The organism is Brevibacillus sp. RS1.1, assembly GCF_013284365.1.
Lineage (GTDB): Bacteria > Bacillota > Bacilli > Brevibacillales > Brevibacillaceae > Brevibacillus > Brevibacillus brevis_D.
The window spans coordinates 205,042-220,282 of record NZ_JABSVA010000003.1; the positions used below are offsets into that span (position 1 = coordinate 205,042).

At 48.2% G+C, this 15,241-nt stretch carries 15 protein-coding genes; 2 read left to right on the forward strand and 13 right to left on the reverse strand.

Annotated elements, in window-relative coordinates; all coding sequences use genetic code 11:
* Positions 1–201: 201 nt before the first annotated feature.
* Entirely contained in the window at positions 202–1,611 is a 1,410-nt protein-coding gene (locus HP570_RS11350; protein WP_173625830.1) for a sigma-54 interaction domain-containing protein, read from the forward strand.
* A gap of 79 nt (positions 1,612–1,690) precedes the next feature.
* Here HP570_RS11350 and HP570_RS11355 read toward each other — a convergent pair whose 3' ends face one another.
* The 7 genes from HP570_RS11355 to HP570_RS11385 all read right to left on the reverse strand — a co-directional run bounded on the left by HP570_RS11355 (position 1,691) and on the right by HP570_RS11385 (position 8,932).
* On the reverse strand, positions 1,691–2,182 hold the full coding sequence (locus HP570_RS11355; protein WP_173625831.1) for an SRPBCC family protein: 492 nt from the start codon (positions 2,180–2,182) through the stop codon (positions 1,691–1,693).
* A gap of 19 nt (positions 2,183–2,201) precedes the next feature.
* On the reverse strand, positions 2,202–3,029 hold the full coding sequence (locus HP570_RS11360) for a carbohydrate ABC transporter permease (protein WP_142495991.1): 828 nt from the start codon (positions 3,027–3,029) through the stop codon (positions 2,202–2,204).
* Positions 3,030–3,041: 12 nt separating this feature from the next.
* Complete coding sequence (locus HP570_RS11365; protein WP_173625832.1) at positions 3,042–4,352, reverse strand: carbohydrate ABC transporter permease; 1,311 nt, start codon at positions 4,350–4,352, stop codon at positions 3,042–3,044.
* Positions 4,353–4,460: 108 nt separating this feature from the next.
* Complete coding sequence (locus HP570_RS11370; protein WP_173625833.1) at positions 4,461–5,798, reverse strand: ABC transporter substrate-binding protein; 1,338 nt, start codon at positions 5,796–5,798, stop codon at positions 4,461–4,463.
* Between the two features lie 23 nt (positions 5,799–5,821).
* Positions 5,822–6,880, reverse strand: a complete 1,059-nt coding sequence (locus tag HP570_RS11375) for a Gfo/Idh/MocA family protein (protein ID WP_173625834.1) — start codon at positions 6,878–6,880, stop codon at positions 5,822–5,824.
* Between the two features lie 11 nt (positions 6,881–6,891).
* Entirely contained in the window at positions 6,892–7,860 is a 969-nt protein-coding gene (locus HP570_RS11380) for a sugar phosphate isomerase/epimerase family protein (RefSeq protein ID WP_173625835.1), read from the reverse strand.
* A 64-nt stretch (positions 7,861–7,924) separates the two neighbouring features.
* The gene (locus HP570_RS11385; RefSeq protein WP_309139197.1) at positions 7,925–8,932 is read right to left on the reverse strand and encodes a LacI family DNA-binding transcriptional regulator; all 1,008 of its coding nucleotides are present in this window, start codon (positions 8,930–8,932) and stop codon (positions 7,925–7,927) included.
* A 180-nt stretch (positions 8,933–9,112) separates the two neighbouring features.
* Between HP570_RS11385 and HP570_RS11390 the strand changes: the two genes are divergently transcribed.
* Positions 9,113–10,009 carry an NAD-dependent epimerase/dehydratase family protein gene (locus HP570_RS11390; RefSeq protein ID WP_173625836.1) on the forward strand — a complete coding sequence of 299 codons (897 nt, stop codon included), beginning with the start codon at positions 9,113–9,115 and terminating at the stop codon, positions 10,007–10,009.
* A gap of 12 nt (positions 10,010–10,021) precedes the next feature.
* Here HP570_RS11390 and HP570_RS11395 read toward each other — a convergent pair whose 3' ends face one another.
* The 6 genes from HP570_RS11395 to HP570_RS11420 form a co-directional block, all read right to left on the reverse strand.
* Positions 10,022–10,510, reverse strand: coding sequence for a MarR family winged helix-turn-helix transcriptional regulator (locus tag HP570_RS11395; RefSeq protein WP_173625837.1), 489 nt, complete (start codon positions 10,508–10,510; stop codon positions 10,022–10,024).
* A 146-nt stretch (positions 10,511–10,656) separates the two neighbouring features.
* Positions 10,657–11,994 carry a serine hydroxymethyltransferase gene (locus HP570_RS11400; RefSeq protein ID WP_173625838.1) on the reverse strand — a complete coding sequence of 446 codons (1,338 nt, stop codon included), beginning with the start codon at positions 11,992–11,994 and terminating at the stop codon, positions 10,657–10,659.
* 11 nt (positions 11,995–12,005) lie between these two features.
* On the reverse strand, positions 12,006–12,668 hold the full coding sequence (locus HP570_RS11405; protein WP_173625839.1) for a GntR family transcriptional regulator: 663 nt from the start codon (positions 12,666–12,668) through the stop codon (positions 12,006–12,008).
* Between the two features lie 129 nt (positions 12,669–12,797).
* Positions 12,798–13,394, reverse strand: a complete 597-nt coding sequence (locus HP570_RS11410) for a TetR/AcrR family transcriptional regulator (RefSeq protein WP_173625840.1) — start codon at positions 13,392–13,394, stop codon at positions 12,798–12,800.
* Between the two features lie 7 nt (positions 13,395–13,401).
* Positions 13,402–14,151: an alpha/beta fold hydrolase gene (locus HP570_RS11415; RefSeq protein ID WP_173625841.1), complete on the reverse strand. Its 750-nt coding sequence runs from the start codon at positions 14,149–14,151 to the stop codon at positions 13,402–13,404.
* A gap of 155 nt (positions 14,152–14,306) precedes the next feature.
* On the reverse strand, positions 14,307–15,239 hold the full coding sequence (locus HP570_RS11420; protein WP_173625842.1) for a response regulator: 933 nt from the start codon (positions 15,237–15,239) through the stop codon (positions 14,307–14,309).
* Between the last annotated feature and the right edge of the window lie 2 nt (positions 15,240–15,241).

Here is a 15,241-nt window from a genome sequence, read left to right on the forward strand (position 1 = left end):
ACCACGGTGTCTTTCGATCATGTGATATGGATTCGTCTTGCCTCTGCTTTCGTCCCTATAGAAGAGCAAGTAACATGCCAAACATTTGAAAGCGTTTTCACAACAAAACAATCCGAAGATGATCATTTTTGCATATGCATACTTGAGCACCGATGATTATTTCTGATTATTCCGTTTACAAGCCTACTGAGGAGGACTTCGATGTATCAAACCAAGTATTTCCAGACCAGTGACAATCATGAACTCGCAAAATTACTGACGACCATCTTCAGTACGTCCCACGACGGATTGGCGATCTGTGACCGTAACGGCTACGTTCTGCTTTACAATGAGGCGTACTTGAACATCACGGGAGTTCCCGCCGACATTTTGAATAATTTCAGCTTTATGGAGCAAAAAGAAATGCATCTGGTTCCTGACTCTTCTGCTGTACGTACGATTTTGACGAAACAAACCCATAGTGTTGTCATCGATTATGCAAACGGTCGGCAAGCGATCAATACAGCTACCCCGCTGCTCGATCCAAACAAGGAATTATTGTTTGTAGTGGGAAATGTACGCGACGTCACTGAGCTGAATCAGCTTCAGAAGGAGCTGGAGGAAACACGTCAAATCAGTTCGGCGTATCAAAGGGCTCTGGAACATATCCAAACCGATGGTGACTTTGACGAGCAGATTATTTATCGCAGTGGGCTCATGCATCGAATTGCTTCACTCTCCAAGCGCTTTGCGACGAACGACTCTCCTATCCTTTTGCTAGGCGAGTCTGGTGTCGGTAAAGATGTCATGGCGAACTACATTCACGCTCAAAGCGGGCGAACAGGCGAATTTATCAAGATTAACTGTGGGGCCATTCCCGAGCATTTGCTCGAGTCAGAATTATTTGGCTATGAGAAAGGAGCCTTTACGGGGGCAAGTCAGTCAAAGGAAGGATTGCTCGAACTGGCGGATCGGGGAACCATTTTTCTCGATGAGATTGGAGACCTCCCTTTTCCTTTACAGGTAAAGCTCTTGAATGTATTGCAGGATGGGCGGATTCGCAGACTCGGTGGGAAAACATCGCGTCAGGTTAACATGCGTATCATCGCTGCTACCAATAGCGAACTGGAAGAGATGGTCGAACAAAAGCGTTTTCGTCAGGATTTGTTCTACCGGCTAAACGTACTAACCCTCACCATACCACCCTTGCGTGAACGCCGCGAGGATATTCCGGCTCTTATTTTCTACTATTTGAAAAAGCTCGAATGGAAGTACCAGCAAGAAATGCGCATCGAAACAGATGCGTTGGAGGCGCTGATGGATTATGACTGGCCAGGGAATATACGCGAGCTGAAAAATGTGGTAGAGCGCTCTTTTCACATGTGTGAAAATGGGCGAATTACCTTTGATCAGTTACCAGCGTCCATTCGCAATACGCAACAGACAGCCCTGCCTCTCCAACTCGCCAAAATGGATGAGCTGTTGCCGCTAAAAGAAGCGGTCGAACGATTTGAACGAGCGTATATCCAACGCCTCTTGAAGGAGACAGACACCATGCAGCAGTGTGCGGATAAGCTGCAAGTGAACATATCCACGCTCGTGCGTAAAAAACGCAGCCTCGGCATTAAATAGTGCAAAAGGAAAAGCCCGATACACGTTGGTTCGGGCTTTCTCGTTATTTCAGAGTATGGTCTCGCAAAACATCTGGGCGCTATTTCACAAGCCCTTCTCTTAATGTGTTGATCCCATGCTCCAGATATCCCTTCAAACAACTTAAGACGTACACCCAGCCTTCTTTATTGTCGATCATTTTTTGCAGGAGCGTTGGATCATTTTCTTGAAAACCCTCTTCGTTCACTTCAATAATCGTCGTGGCTTTATCTAACTCGTTTAACGTAATCGTTACGGTATTTTCTTCTCCCGCCCACTGGAAAACGATTCGTTTGTTCACTTCGATTTCGTGAACCGTAATCCCTACTTCTGCGTTGTAAATATCGTAGAATAACGTAATGTTCTTCCCTTCTCCCCACCTTGCCGAGCTGGAAGAGAACCAGAAGTTGCCGATTTTCTCTGGGTCCACGAATGCTTCGAACACTTCTTGTGCAGGTCTGTTAATCTGAAATTTTGTGAGATTGTTCATGCCTCCGTCAACTCTCTTTCTGAATGCTAACTCCACCGTATCACAATCACATTTGCGAGACAAATGATCGAATGACTCCCTTTTATTCTTTTACTGCCCCAGACGTCAATCCTGAGATAATCCGCCTCTGGAAAATCAGCACCATCACTACTAGCGGGATCGTCACAATGATGGAGGCAGCCGATATTTCTCCCCATGGGATTGTAAACATTCCTTGAAACATGACGATTCCAACAGGCACAGTCTTCATTGCTTCCTGCGTATTCAGCGTCAAGGCGAACAAAAATTCATTCCACGCTGCAATAAAAACGAGGATGGCGGTCGTAAAAACCCCAGGCATAGCGAGTGGGAAAAATACTTTCGTCATCGTTTGCCAAATGCTCGCACCGTCTACTTTAGCTGCCTCGCCCAAATCACTCGGTATTTTGCGGAAAAAGATAGTCAAATTCCAGATTGCGAGCGGCAGCGCGAAGGTTGTATAAGGAATGATCAGGCCAATGTAGCTATTCGTTAAGCCCATCGATTGCATGAACATAAAAATAGGAGAAATGGTAGCGATCTGCGGAAACATGGACACAGCCAGTACCACACCCAAAATAATCGTTTTTCCCCGAAAGGACAGCCAGGCAATTGCATAGGCAGCAAAGGAAGCGATTGTTATGGAGTAGAGCGTGGTTAACGTCGCCACGACAGTTGAATTCCACAAGTAACGGGCAAACGGTCTTTCCGTGAAGACGCGGACAAAGTTGTCAAACGAAGGATTTTGGATGATAAAATGAAAGGCACTCTCTCCAAACAGCTCCGCTGGTGGCTTCAATGCTGCGAGGAGAATCCATAAAAACGGGAACATCACAAGAAAAACGAAGAGCAGTAGACCCACGTAAAACAAGGGACCCGTATGTTTACGCATCCAATCACCTCCTTATTTGCCACTGCCATCACTCAGCAGATCAGCTCCCAATATTTTCACATAGCCAATGGAGATCACCGCCACACACAAAAAGACAATGACGGCAAGCGCCGAGCCTTCCCCAAAGCTCATTTGAGCAAACATCGTTTTGTACGCGTAAATGGAAATGGTCTCGGTCGAATTCCCGGGGGCCCCACCTGTCAGCGTGTAAATCAGGTCAAAAACACGGAACGCATCAAGTGTACGGAACAATAGCGCCACCAGAATGGTTGATTTCAGCATTGGAAGTGTAATTCGAAAAAATTGCTGGGCGCGGGTGGCACCGTCGACAGAAGCTGCTTCATACAAGCTTTGCGGGATCGTTTGCAGGCCAGCGAAAATGAGCAAGGCCATGAATGGGGTCGTCTTCCACACATCCGCCAAAATGACGGAAAACATGGCTCCAGCCTTGGTCGTCAGGAGCATCCCCATATCAGAGATCAAGCCTGCCTGCTCAAAAAGATAGGCAACGATGCCGTTTTGCCCGTCGTACAAAAACTTCCACATCATCGCGGAGATGACAGTCGGAATCGCCCACGGAATTAACACCGTAGCTCGTACAAGACTCCTTCCACGAAAAGGTCGATTGATCAACAATGCAATCAATATGCCGAGCACCAATTCAATGACAACGGAGATAACAGTGAAAAACGCCGTATTGTACAGAGCTCCCCACATCCGAACGTCCATTAAAAACTTCTTGTAGTAGGCAAGGCCAACAAAGTTGGGCTCGATAATCGAAGCTTCAATGCCTTGGATCACGCCAAGAGCACCCTCTGGCTTCGAAAGCAGCTTTTGTTCACTCATTTGCAAAAGCACTTCTCTAATTTTTGCCAAGCTGGTTTTGATAGACTCTGTTTGTTCGTTCGAGAGGCTCACATATTTGAGCTCGGTCGGGACTGGTTTAAAATCCAGCAATAGCTGATCGATCATTTGGTATCGGCTCGCGATCTCGCCTGTTTGGTTGAGGGAAGTGTTCAATTGCTCGATTTGCGCTTGAAGCGCGTTCAATTTTTCCTTTGATGACCCTTCTGCGGAGTCCGCCTCCCTCTTTACATACCGGAGCAGATTGGGTAACGTGCTGACATAGCGCTCCATATCTAATCCGTATGAAGAGTGAATCTCTGATTTCGTCGGGTCGTTCAACCGGATGTCGTGCAGACTAATCCAAAAGGATCGCATGACAGGCCAAATCGCGATAACAAGTATGATGAGCAGTGCAGGAAAAATCAGCAAATACCCCATCTGTTTTTCTGAGAGCGTCCTTTTCGTTGATCGAATCATCCGTTCACCACCTTCCTTCCCGCTAGAATCTTGCTTGTGCTTGCCAGATCGTTATGCAACTTCCAAGGAAGCCGGTTTGACTTCCTTGGAAGCCCCACGTGGTGCTACTTATTTTTTCATCAGATCGTTCATTTGCGTTTCCATGTTTTGCACCGCCTGCTCGGCTGTTTGCTGCCCTGCTAGCGCTTTGGACACCTCGATCTGGATCACTTCCGAAATTTTCGGATAAATCGGAGTCGTTGGACGAGATACAGCAGCGCTTACGCCATCGACGAAATCTTTGTTGGCGAACAACGGACTGGCTTTTTGAACATCGGCTTCCTCGTAGGCTGGCAGGTAGGTTGGTGCGAGCCCACCCTCTATCGCGGATATTTTCTGACCCTCTGGACCTGTCATGAATTTGAGGAATTCCCATGCTTCTTTCGGGTGCTTCGAGAACTTGTTGATTCCTCCCATCCAACCGCCGAGTGCTGCTGCGGAGCCTGCATCGCCTGCTGGCAGTGGAGCGATCGCGACTTGATCAACGATTTTAGACTGGGCCTGATCCTGCGCCAACGCGAACTGATACGGCCAGTTGCGGATAAACGCTGCCTGTCCCTCAAGGAAGGCCGTATGGGATTCTGGCTCCATGAATGTGGTGATATTGGTTGGGACGAAATCAGATTTGACGACCTCGATCATTTTTTTCAATCCTTTGATCGTAGCCGGATTGTTGACCACTACTTTTCCTTGTTCGTCCAAAATTTTTCCACCGTACGATGCACTGAACTCGACAAAGTTGCAAACCAATCCTTCATATTGCTTGGCTTGCATCAAATAGCCGAACTTCGTACCGCCCTTACCCTTCGTTGCTTTTGCTTGGGCAATCAGGTCATCCCACGTCTTCGGTGCTTCGGATACGAGATCTTTGCGGTAGAACAAGAGTCCCGCGTCGATAAACTTGGGCATGGTCCATTGCTGTCCGCCAAAGTTCCCGGCATCCATGGCCCCTTTGATGTATTTTCCAGTCTCGATACCATCTTGCTCCATTAGGCGGTCGAGTGGCAGAAGATAACCCGCTTGGGCGAATTCAGCCGGCCAGATTACGTCCAGGTCAAATACGTCGATTTCAGACGATTGCCCACTGAACATGGTGACGTATTGATCATGACTCTGCCCGGAATCGGCAGGCATCTCACGGATTTCTACTTCGATATTTGGATGGGCTTTTTGGAAAGCTTCTACGAGCTTTTTGGTGGAATCCGTCGCGTCTTTTCCGCGTGCGTAGACAAGCTTGATTTTTTCGGCTGTGGGCTGTGATGGCTCTGTTTTGGGTGCGGATGGTGTTGAAGGCTGTGATGGGGTTGTATCTGTAGAAGCTTGCTGAGATGTGGAAGAACATGCTGCCAATGCGAAGGTCATTAATAAGGTAAGTCCAACGGATGTAAGTCTTTTTGCAACTTTCATCTAAGTAACCCCCTATGCTCATGTTAGAAACGGACTGCTTCCCCTTTTTGTGCGGATGTGTAGATGGCTTCGATCAATTTGTTGATGTACAAGGCCTGTTCTGGTGTGCAGAGAACCTCTGCCTTCCCTTCGATGGCGTCGATGAAATTACGAAATAAGAGTACGCGTTCTTTTTGGGGCTTTGGTGTTAATTCTGTCGAGGCAGTTACGCCGTTCCACTCGTGATAAAGCGTGAGCTGGTTCTCCAATAAACGAAGGGATGCCCCACCTTCTTGTCCATACAGTTGAAGGAAAACGTTTTCCTCTTCGATGTGAGAAGCCCAGCTTGCATCGAGCGTAAGCGACAATCCGTTCTCAAAGGTAATCATCGCCACTGCCATATCCTCCACGTCAAACTTCCCGTTATCATCGATTCTTCCCCACTCTGACAAGCCGCGTTTGTGAGGCCCGAATTGCGCGTACGTTTGCCCGAGGACGGATACAGGCTTTGGATGATCCAAGAGCCATAGGGTCAAATCGAGCATATGCACGCCGATATCAATCAACGGACCGCCGCCTGCCGATTCTTTTTGTGTAAACCAGCTTCCCCATCCTGGAATCCCATTTCGTCTGATCCATCCGGTTTTGGCGTGATAAATATTTCCCAGCTTTCCTTCCTTCAGCCATGTTTTGACTTGCAGGGAATCGCTTCGGAATCGGTTATTTTGTGCGACCATGAGGATTTTGTCTGCTTTTTTCGCGGCTTCGATCATTTCTTCTGCTTCCTGGGTATTCATCGCCATCGGCTTTTCGCACAGCAAGTGTTTGCCTGCTGCAAGCGCATGTTTGGTTGCTTCTGCATGCAAGTAATTCGGGACACAAACAATGATCGCATCTACATCAGACTCTTGTAGCATCGTCTCGTAGTCCGTGAAAACCTGCGGAATGTCATGCCGTTTCGCACGATAGGAAGCCATTTCTACGGAAATATCGGCAATGGCAACTACCTCTGCTCGCGGTTCTTCCTTGATCGCCTCCAAGTGTGCTTCTGTAATTCCCCCTGCACCGATGATTCCGATTTTCCATTTGCGTCGATTCGTCATTTTCTCCCCTCCTACACCCACCATAGATTTTGGACTGGTTCTCGCAAGATGACTTGCTGCAGGTTTTGAACAGCGCGCTGGAATCCTTCCTCAATCGACATGATGGCGTCTTCGTGCTCGATGCTTACCACGTAATCGTATCCATTCATGCGCAGTGCACTCATCATATCCGCCCACGTCTGCTGCGAATGCCCATAGCCTACGGTTCGGAAATACCACGCACGTTCATGTAGATTGGCGTAGGAATTCATATCCGTCAGCCCGTACATGTTCACTTTTTCCTGGTCCATATACGTGTCTTTGGCATGGAAATGATAGATGGCTTTTTCTTTGCCCAAGATTTTGATCGCAGCTACCGGATCAATCCCTTGCCACCACATGTGACTTGGGTCGAAGTTTGCCCCGATTCCCTCGCCTACCTGTTCCCGTAGCTTTAGCAATGTCCCTGGCGTGTGGACGAGAAAGCCGCCATGCAGTTCCAGCGCAACCTTGACGTGATGCTCAGTCGCATAAGCAGTCCATTCGCGCCAGTACGGGATGAGCTTCTCGTTCCATTGCCAATGGAGCACGTCGCGATACTCATTAGGCCAAGGAGCAACAGGCCAGCTCGGGTACTTCGCTCCTTCGTGGTCGCCTGCCGTGCCAGAAAAGCAATTGACCACTGGCACTTCCAGCAGCTCGGCTAGCTGTACCGTTTTCACAAACGTATCGTGGGATTGCTGCGCAAAGCTTTTCTCTGGTGTCAACGGGTTGCCGTGACAACTCAGCGCGCTGATTATCAAGCCCCGATCCTCTACTGCCTTTTTGTACGCTCGTCTTTTTTCCGGACTTTCCAAGAGCTCATCCAGATTGCAGTGCGCATTGCCCGGATAGCAGCCTGTGCCGATTTCCACCGCCTCTAAACCTGCTGCCTGCACATGATCCAGCATTTCCTCGAACGACTTCTCGCTAAAAAGAACGGTAAATACGCCAAGCTTCATATCTCTTCACCCCTTTTGAATGCGTAAATTCGTTTGCTTCTTCTATATGGTCAGTCTTGTTGCCTCACTTAAGTAGAGCGCTTACAGTTTGGCGAATCACGAGATGATGTGGCACGGTGCTCATTCTCTCTACAGGTTCATTGCGGATTTGTCTGAGTAGCTGCTCTGCTGCGGCTTTTCCGTACATGAACGGGTCATTGTGCACGGTTGTGAGCATAGGGCGGGAAAGGGAGGCGAGCTCCAAATTGTCGAAGCCCATGACGGAGATGTCTTCTGGTACACGAACGTCATGGTCGTACAAGTAATTGAGGACGCCAACCGCCATCAGGTCTGTTGCGACAAAAACAGCTGTCGGACGGATTTTCTCCTCACAAATACGGCGCATGGCTTCGTAACCGCTCTTGGCTGTGAATTCCCCTTCCACAACGAACCCTTCATGGATGGGCAAGTCATGTGCCCGCATGGCTTTTCGGTAACCGCCCATGCGATCCAGACCGCACGGCGGGTCCCACAGTGGACCAGATATACAAGCAATCTTGGTATGGCCTTGCGAGATGAGATAGGCGGTAGCATCATAGGCGGCTTGCACATTGTTGACGTTGACAGTCGGAATCTGATAGCCGGGCAAATCGTGTCCGGTAACAACAAGAGGAACCTGAATCTCTTGCAATGTCTGGATATTGCCCTCCAGGAAGTGAATACTCGCGATAATGACACCATCGATTTGTTTTTCTTTGAAAAGGCGCAAGTACTTCAGCTCTTTGTCCACCACTTCATCGGATATCGCCAAAAACATGCTGTAGTCGTACTCGCTAATGACGCTGTCAATTCCGTAAATGAGATTGGAGTAAAAATTGTTGGAGATATCGGGAATCATTACCCCGATGATGCGGGTTTCCTTGCTGACCAAGCTCCTAGCAATCGCATTCGGCTGAAAGCCCGTCTCTTGCACGATTTTCAAAACTCTTTCCCGCAGCTCTGGACGGACTGGCTTGGAATTGTTTAGCACGCGCGAAACAGTCGCGATGGAAACGTTGGCGAGTTGTGCGATGTCTTTAATGGTTACAGTAATGGTTCTTCACTCACTTTCTATGTAACGGGTAAACGTTTTCCTAATGTGAAAATAACACCCAACTATCGTTTTGTCAATATTCAGTTAATTATAAATGCCATTGACATCGTGAAGGTGTTGTTAAATAATTTATCATATAATTTAGTTACTAAATTAATTATGTATAAAGGAGGTTTTGTCATGAATGTTTTCCTTACAGGAATATCAGGTTATGTCGGGTCCGTAGTCGCCGAGCATTTTCAGTCCCAAGGGTATCAGGTTGCTGGACTTGTGCGATCGGATGAGAAAGCGGAGCTGTTGCTCGCACAAGGGTTCACCCCTATTGTTGGCGATCTTGCGGATACCACCCTGTTAACAGAAAGTGTTAAAAAATCCGATGGGGTCATCCATACGGCGATCTCGCACACACCTGATATGGAAAAACTCGATGTAGCGGCGGTTACGGCAATGCTCGAAGGTTTGGAAGGCACAGGGAAGCCATTTATTTATACGAGTGGAACGCTGATCTATAACGATACGTACAACAATGTCGTGGATGAGAACTCCCCTCTCAACCCTTTGCCATTTCTCCAATGGAAAGCGAATCAGGAGCAGGAAGTGTTAGGAGCTGCCAAGCGCAATATTCGAACGATCGTCATACGTCCTACACTTGTGTACGGTCGTGGCGGTGGACTCGTCCAAGCAACCATTCAAAGAACGAAGCTCTCTCAATCAGCCAACTACATCGATGATGGGCAAACGGCATGGTCTACTATCGATGTTGATGATTTGGCAAGGCTTTACGAATGCGCTTTTTTACGAGCACAGCCAGGCTCATTATTCAATGCAACTTCCAAGGAAATGATCACGACGAAAGAGCTCATGACTTCGATTGCCAAAATAGCAGGGATAGAAAAAGTCGGATCCTGGAGCTATGAGGACGCGGCCAACGCATTAGGACCAGCCGCTTGGGGGGCGAGCATCAATCAGAGGATATCTGGATTACGCGCGGAGCAACAGCTGCAATGGAGTCCCTCTGCGAATTCACTCCGCAAAGAGCTGGAGCAAGGTTCTTATCAAAACAACAAAACACCATAGTCCATCATCGAACTATGGTTGTAATTCATCGCTATGCTGATAGGTATGCAGGAATCTGATTGATTTCGTTAAAATCCGTATGAGTGCCTGTGCATCATCCGTACCAAGATGCTCATGCAGCTGCTGAAAACGAGTAAACAGCTCTTGCTCTCTCGCTGCCACAAAATCAAAGCCCGCTTTCGTTGGGGCTACGAGAATGGAGCGTCGATCCTTAGGTCCCACGGTGCGGGTAATAAGCCCAAGCTGTTCGAGTGATTGAATGACATGCGTCACGGCTGCTGACGTTATTTTCAACTGCTTGCCTAGCTCGGAAACTCTGATGCCGTTCGAACCTGGTGGACTTACGTAGGTCAAGTGAACTAGCAAATTCAATTCACTCTGACGGAGGTCTTTCGAAGGACTGAAGACATGTCCGATCCGCTTTAACTGACCAAATACGAGAGCCAGCTCTTTCGTTGTCTGATCAATGGTAACATCCGAGTTTGTATGGTCTGTACTCATCTGTTTAGACTCCCATTCTTTGATGGTATCAATCGATTATTTACGAAATGAAATGAGATTGTCAAGAATGAGTGTCCACTTCGCACTCGAAAAAGCACCGTATGCCAAGTTCTGAACTCCGGCATACGGTGTTATTCCTACCTACTCTATTCTGGGAAGCAGTACTGCATTTTGCTAAACGATCTGCGCAATTCGATCACCTTCGACTGGACAACCTCGGGCTTTTCCCTGCCTGACAACATACTTACAATCAGGTCTGCAATCGTATCCATCTCTTTTTCCTTCATGCCAAACCGAGTGACTTCTGTCGTCCCGATACGCAAGCCGCTTGGAAAGTCCCAATCCTCTGGTCCGTCGCCTGGAATCAAATTTTTGTTCGTGATGATGTTCGCTTCTGCCAATCGCTTGCCTGCCTCGTACCCACCGCCAAACTCTTTTACGTCCAGAATCACTTGGTGTGTGCGTGTATAGCCTTTGTGCGCACATAGCACCCGAATTCCCCGTTCATCGAATGCTTTCCCCAGTGCTTGCGCATTCGTCACAATTTGGGCCATGTATTCCTTCCCAAACGCCAAAAACTCTGCCGCCGCTGCTGCCAATGCCGCTACCCGGTTGACTTGATGTGTCGCGGCAAGTGCTGGGAAGATGGCATTTGTTAGCGGTACCGAAAGTTCCGGGTCATTCCAGACGATGATACCGCTTTGTGGGCCACTAAACGTTTTCCCAGCAGAGCCAGTCATCACACATGCCCCTTCTCGCAACGGGTCCTGAAATTGACCGCCACCGATCAAACCCAGTTGATGTGCGCCATCAAAATAAATGCGACCGCCCCATTCTTTCACGATCTCTGCCATTTCCTTCAGCGGGAATGGAAATAAAGTCATCGACGCGCCTAGGGTAACGAGCTTTGGCCTTACTTTCCTTGCGACTTTCGCGAATCCATCCAGATCAACGGTAAGCTCAACGGGGTCCATTGGCACATCGACAATTTGCAAACCGCGAATGCCAGCAGGCCCGTCCACCCGATTGCTGGAATGCCCTCCAAACGGTTGCGCGATCGTCATAATCGTATCGCCCGGTTGCGTTAACGCCGCGTAGACCGTCATGTTTCCGATCATGCTCGCTACCAATCGATGGTCAGCAAAATTAGCGTGGAATACTTTTTTCAACAGCTCAACACATAACGCTTCGATCTCATCGATATATTTCGTGCCAGCGAACCATCTCTGCGTGCTCCCGATATGTCCTTCCGCAGCGCGAGTCCCAACCTCAGAAGCGAGCAATTGACGTACGATAGGCGTGGTAGGTGCTTCTGGTGCGAGCAAATTCAAACATTCCTCGCCTCGCCATATCGCATTGCGGTTGACTGCATTCACGATCTCTTGCTGAATCAGACGATGGGACGGACTCTCTTCGATAATGGATCGTGCCCATTGCAGAACACGCGAATCATGTACTTCCCCCTTCATTTCAACCGTACTCATGCCATTACCCCCTATTCATCTTTGGAAAGGTCCGTAAGCAATTTGCCGAGGTTGATCCAGTTTTCTTCCATCAAAGAAGAGGCAAGCTGACTGTTGTTGTCCCGAATCGCTTCGATGATTCTGCGGTGCTGTTCTACTGATTCCACCCCTTCCAAGGAACCGAACCGAGCAAATTCCAAACGCCGAATTTTCGGTACAACTCGCTCAAGTGCCAAGTAGATTTCACGATTCCCCGCAGCCTCGAGGATCAGGTCGTGAAAGCCGTCATCTGCTTCAATCGCTTTGATCACATCTTGCTGTTCAAGTGCGACCCCGAGCTTTTCATTCCACATCTCCAGACTACGGATGACCTCTAATTCAAATGGCATCGCCAGTCGTGCTGCCAACCCGTGCAAGGCCGCAACAACAGGAAAAGCGTGCTTCGCCTCCTTTTCCAGTAAGGGTGTTACCCGTGTGTGAGAGCCAGGGACGGATTCAATAAGACCTTCGTCCTCCAACCGTTTGAGCGCTTCTCTCACAGGTGTTCGACTCACGCCAAATAAAGCCGCCAGTTCGTTGTCGTTGACTCGTTGTCCTGGCTTTAGCTCCAGCATGATGATCGCTTTCTTCAAGCCTAGGTATACTTGTTCGCGTAATGTGGGGCGTTCGATTTGTTTGATTAGGTTCGTGTCCATAAAACCAATATATTGGCTTTATTATTATCTGTCAATTTAAAATATTTAGATACATGAAGATAGAGGAGGCTACCCCCACCAGTAACATTTACGAATGGGATAGCCTCTTCATTATTGAACGTAACTCTATCATTCTGCCGGAGGGCTACAATACTCCCGTATCAACTGCTCCTTCATCTCTTCAACCGGAAACCCTTCCGAATAAGTCGTCATCATCAACATTGCGCCTTGGAGCGCCGATGAAAAATAGAGCGATCTCAATCTGGGCTGCTTTACGCCTAACTGTTTGAAAATCTGGCACTGGACTTCAAACTGCCTGAGTGACTCCTCATTTAATTGCTCTCTGTAAGAAGCAAGTACGCGATCATCTTCGGGCTGCGTCTGCAAATTCAAGTAAAAACGATAGACATCCGGTCGCTGGTAGACGTTATCAAGCGCACCGTCGATAATATGGCGCAGCTGTTCGTGCGGCGTTGTAAGCTGAGTCGCAGCCTCCATTACTTCTTTTACTTCCTCGATCCTTACTTGGACCATCGCGGCGAGGAGCTCTTCTTTTCCTTTGTAATAGTTGTAAAGCAATCCCTTCGATATCTGGGCCTGTTTGGCTACATCGTCGATTGAGGTCGCGTGGTAGCCTTTTTTTATGAAGAGCGTCATCGCGGCTGCATGGATTTTGTCTTTTGCAGCTTGGCGAATGCGCTCATTTTCAGCTGGGGTACGGGGCACGGTTCAGTCAATCCTCCAAAAATTCAGTGATAGCGCGAGCGATTTCTTCTGGATGCGTCAATGTTGGCTTATGATCGGCACCCGTAATCTCAATAAACCTTCTCTCTGGTAAAACTTCTTTAAAATATTCAGCCATCCGTTTCGCATCCAGGGCATCTTCCATACCGATTATCAAGCATGTTTGATTCGCTAATTCTTTGAGCCGCTCTATCGCAGGCGGCTGCGGCCATACGGACTCCCACGTCGCCCACTCTAACATTTTTGCTAGATTATGCTTCGCCATCTCAACCATGAAGTCCTTCTGTGAACTTGCCATTACGACGCGATACGGGCAGGCCGATAAGGAAAGCTCTACCATACTGTCAACATCCGGTGCTTCTTGGATTTTCTGCATCCATTCCGTGAACGGCTGACTCGGTGTATACCCTGTCAAACTTGGAGCAATCAGCACGAGCTTGCTCACTCTTTGCGGATAAGTCAGCGCAAAATCTGTTGCAATTCGTCCGCCAATCGAGTGTCCTACGAGCGTGGCTTCATCCAGCTGGAAGTGGTCCATGACGGAAAGTAAATCTTCGACGTAGTTCGCTGTCTCTGTTGGAGACGGAGATTTCCCACATCCGCGTCCGTCGAAAGCGATAACCTGATAATGCTTCGCCAGAATCGGCGCGACAAATGCCCAATCTCGTAAATCAGCACCGCCACTGTGCAATAGAACGACTGGTTTTCCTTCCCCTGAAACCTCATAGTACAAATCCATCGGTGATCCCTCCGTGAAATGTAGATTTGGTATATGATCCCAGTTTATTATTGAATGAACGTTTAGTCAATAAAAAACAAATGCATTCCCCCTACAAAAGAAAAAGTCCTGATCGTCATGATCAGGACTTCTCTCTACAAGTCAACACAGAACAACTACGCCTCCGACTGAATGCGCTTCGCCTCTGCATACAGCACTTGAATAAACTTTTTCATATTGATCCGAATATCTGAACTAGGCGATGCAGCATTGCTCTTTAACTCCGCCATCTTCTTCCACACGTACGTAAAATCAAAAAACTGCGAAGCGTAATTCTCGAACTTCCAATTCGAGAGGTCCGCAAGCCCAAGAGACGCCAAATGATTCAGCGACTGATAAATCGCTCGGCGGACTCTCTGCTCAGAAGCTTTGACAACCTTGGCGACTTGTTGATCGTCTACAGCGACTCCGAGCCTGTCCTGTGCTACCGCCACAAAGATTTCTTTTAGGGCAGGAAATCCATTTTTAAACGTATGCGTCTGTTCGTATCCATGCAAGAAGTCCAAAATATCTAGCAAATCATTGCTACCATTGTCTCCCGCGATGCCCAACTCTGTTAAGAGAAATTGACCCGCCTCGCGAAGTGGTTTGCCCTGTGACGGACGAGTTTGTCCGGAAGGCGGCTGGTCCACTTGCATGACGGCATTCAGCGATTTGTGAATGTCCCGTATCGAACGCTCGAGGCGAATTTTCTCGATCACTTTTTGGAGGATCGTTACCACTTCGATTTTGTTTACAGGTTTGATAATGTAGTATTCACTTCCAAGGGCGTAAGCTTGGGCAATCAAATCTTTCGTTTCTGCCTGAGAGATCATGACGATCTTTCCTGTGAATGTCGGCTTCACTTGGCGAATCGTCTCTATTCCATCCCGGTTCGGCATGAACAAGTCAATCAGCAAAATATCTACATTGCGCGCGGTTAACGTATGACCGTCTACCATCGAGCCGTCAGATGCTTCCCCTACGACTTCGCCCAGATTCTCGTCTTCTATAATTTCCGTCAGCATGAGGCGAACGGCATCGTCGTCATCTACTAAATAAAACAGCATCT